This is a genomic window from Occallatibacter sp. (assembly GCF_049802275.1).
In the GTDB taxonomy this organism is placed as follows: domain Bacteria; phylum Acidobacteriota; class Terriglobia; order Terriglobales; family Acidobacteriaceae; genus Telmatobacter.
Window position 1 is genome coordinate 1 of the sequence record NZ_JBARMD010000099.1, and the last position, 2,589, is coordinate 2,589.

Consider the following 2,589-nt stretch of genomic DNA (forward strand, 5'->3'; position numbering starts at 1 on the left):
ATCATGTCCTTGTCGCCAGAGACGATGAAGACCTCATGCCCGAGTTCCGCGGCTTCGCGGGCAAGAGTGCCAATGACATCGTCGGCCTCGAACCCCTGCACCTCAAGGATGGGTATCTGCAAAGCCTTCAGAGAGCGGCGAATGTAAGGCACCTGGCGGCGCAGATCTTCGGGCATGGATTCGCGCTTGGCTTTGTAGCCGTCGTAGCTTACGTCTTCAAAGCTTTGCGATTTAGAGTTCCACTTCCGCAAAGTGCCGATTGCCTGGGCGCGCTCATCGCGAAAGACGGCGCCGCTGGGATCGAAGACTGCTGCGAAGTAGCGCGGGGAGAAATCCTGCCGCAACTTCTTGATCATGTTGACGAAGACATAGGTAGCCGCTGTTGGCAGGCCAGAGCGAGTCGACATGGGCCGGCTTCTCTGCATTGCATGGTAGGCGCGAAAGATAAACGACATCTCGTCAAGAAGAAAGACGGGCGGCTTTTGCTGGTCTGGCACGGTACGAGTTTATCAGCGGAGAGTCTATCGAACGGTGAGTCGAAGAACCGCCCGTTCACCATCCGGTACCATACGCGGTCTATTTTGAATGCTGCAACGCCACCGCAGCTCTTGATCTTTCCGGTCGATCTAAGGATGGTCCGCAGGGCTGTCCGGTTTGAATGCCAGCGACAAATACATCGCCATCACGATCGCAATCAGGGGAAATGACAAAACCAACTCGATACGGTAACGCATGAGAAACGCCCCGAACGAGAGCATAGCCGCAGCGGCATAAAACACGATCGAGAAGAGGAGATCCTTCGGTAAGGTAGATGAAGCCCAGTTTCGTATTGTGCGGGTGAGTGCTGCTCGATTCAAGAATGCAGTTGCTCGTAAGCGGTGATCTGGGCTAAGGTTTCGACGGCTAAATCGCCATTCGCGTGCCATTGACGATACCAGCGCAGAGTCCACTCGAGTGTGCTCTCGAGATTCAAGCGCTGTTGCCAACCGAGTTCGGATCGCGCCTTGGTCGAGTCGAGCTTGAGATAGCGTGCCTCATGCACACTTGGAGCGCTATCGCTGACCCAGGAAGCTCCTGAACCCCACAAATCGACGAGTCTGTTAGCAATCTTCTCGACTGACCATTCCTCCTCTGCGCCAGGACCAAAATTAAATGCGGAAGCCGCTTCCACTCGACCTGCGAGAAGTTTCTCGGCGAGCATGACGTAACCGTGAAGCGGCTCCAGTACGTGCTGCCAAGGTCGAATCGCATTGGGATGGCGGATGAGCACGGGCTTGCCCGAATCGAATCCGCGGATTAGGTCGGGAATGAGGCGATCTTCTGACCAGTCTCCCCCGCCGATCACGTTTCCGGCACGTGCCGTGGCGATCGCAACCCGGTGCTCATTGAGGCGGTTCGTCGGGAAGTAGGAGTCGCGGTATGCTGCCGCAACAATTTCAGCACAGGCCTTGCTCGAGGAATAAGGGTCGTGGCCGCCGAGCGGGTCACTTTCGCGGTACGACTGGCCGGTTTCGTGGTTCTCATAGCACTTGTCGGTGGTGACGCAGACTACGGCACGGATGCTTGGGCAGTTGCGAACAGCCTCCAGCACATGAGCGGTTCCCATCACGTTCGTCGCATACGTGCCCAGGGGATCGGCGTAGGAACGCCGCACGAGCGGCTGTGCAGCCAAGTGGAAAACGACTTCGGGTTCAAAGTCGGCGAGCGAAGCCTCAAGTTTCTGATAGTCTCGAATGTCTCCGCGATCATCGTCGAGGACATCAGCAACTGAAGCCACTGTGAAGAGATTTGGTTCAGTCGCGGGGTCAAGCGCATAGCCGCGTATCTGCGCACCCTTCGCGGCGAGCCACAGCGAAAGCCAGCTTCCCTTGAACCCTGTGTGGCCGGTTAGGAAAACGCGGCGCCCTTGCCAGGGGTTCACCATGTTTTCCACGGAGCCCTCCCGCTGGCCCAGAGTTCTTCGAGGCGCTGCTTGTCGCGCAGGGTGTCCATTGGCTGCCAGAACCCATGATGAAAGTAGGCCTGGACCTGCTTTTGGGCGGTGAGTTTCTGGATTGGGCCGCCCTCGAATGCAGTGCTTTCGTCGGGGATTTCGCCGATGACCGACGGCGAAAGGACAAAGAAGCCGCCGTTGATCCAGCCGCCTTCGCCCTCCGGCTTCTCTTGAAAGGAAGTGATCTGGGTTCCTTCGAGGCTGAGGCCGCCGAACCTGGCAGCGGGGTGAACGGCCGTGATCGTGGCCAGCTTCCCGTGGCTCTTGTGGAAGGCGACCGAAGCCGTGATGTCCACATCGCTAACCCCGTCGCCATACGTCATGCAGAAAGCATCTTCGTCTTTGAGATAACGAGCGACATTGCGCAGGCGGCCGCCGGTGCCTGAGTTTTCGCCTGTATCGACCAGCGTCACGCGCCACGGTTCAGCAACGCTCTGATGCACCTCCATCCGGTTCTCCTGCATGTCAAAAGTGACATCGGACATTACCAAATACGCTCAGTTTGTCAGCGATCCAGATTCGATCGCCTATCACTTGAAACGCGCATGGTATCTGGCACGAAACGGACGCCCGGGACCATGCTGGCTCGATATTCC

At 57.6% G+C, this 2,589-nt stretch carries 4 protein-coding genes; all 4 read right to left on the bottom strand.

The genetic code is table 11. The annotated features are described in order from the left end of the window. A partial coding sequence (locus WA354_RS03160; protein ID WP_472811561.1) for a PIN domain-containing protein occupies positions 1–455 on the bottom strand: 455 nt, incomplete at its 3' end. Between the two features lie 171 nt (positions 456–626). Continuing rightward, complete coding sequence (locus WA354_RS03165; RefSeq protein WP_472811559.1) at positions 627–857, bottom strand: hypothetical protein; 231 nt, start codon at positions 855–857, stop codon at positions 627–629. Beyond that, positions 854–1,924, bottom strand: coding sequence for a CDP-glucose 4,6-dehydratase (rfbG, locus tag WA354_RS03170; RefSeq protein WP_472811562.1), 1,071 nt, complete (start codon positions 1,922–1,924; stop codon positions 854–856). The genes WA354_RS03165 and rfbG overlap by 4 nt, the downstream gene beginning before the upstream one ends. Continuing rightward, a complete protein-coding gene (locus WA354_RS03175; RefSeq protein WP_472811560.1) occupies positions 1,918–2,478 on the bottom strand; it encodes a sugar phosphate nucleotidyltransferase in 561 nt (186 codons plus the stop codon). Before WA354_RS03175 ends, rfbG begins: the two co-directional genes overlap by 7 nt. Positions 2,479–2,589 lie beyond the last annotated feature (111 nt).